Below are 301 nucleotides of genomic sequence, written 5' to 3'. Positions count from 1 at the left end.
GGCGGCAAGCCCGGCAGGCCACGCCGCCGGCCCGGCAAGCTGCATGCGGACAAGGGCTATGACTACCCCCGGTGCCGCGTCCACCTTAAGCGCCGCGGTATCCAGGATCGTATTGCTCGCAAAGGCACCGAGCGCAATGACAGGCTCGGGCGCCATCGGTGGGTGGTCGAGCGCACCCATGCTTGGCTGGCCGCGTTCGGCAAGCTGCGAACCCGCTTCGAGCGCCGCATCGACATTCATGTCGCGCTGCTTTCCCTGGCTTGTTGTGTCATCTGTGCTCGCAACCTCCCTTTGTTTTGTT

The 301-nt window shown here is 64.8% G+C and carries 1 protein-coding gene; it reads left to right on the top strand.

The window, feature by feature from the left end; genetic code table 11:
• A partial coding sequence (locus JHD63_RS23440; protein WP_198973188.1) for a transposase occupies window positions 1–301 on the top strand: 301 nt, incomplete at both ends.

It is taken from the genome of Xylophilus sp. ASV27, from assembly GCF_016428875.1.
Taxonomy (GTDB): Bacteria; Pseudomonadota; Gammaproteobacteria; order Burkholderiales; family Burkholderiaceae_C; genus Xylophilus.
The sequence above is the reverse complement of the archived record's forward strand: the minus strand, read 5'-3'. Positions and strand labels throughout refer to the sequence as shown.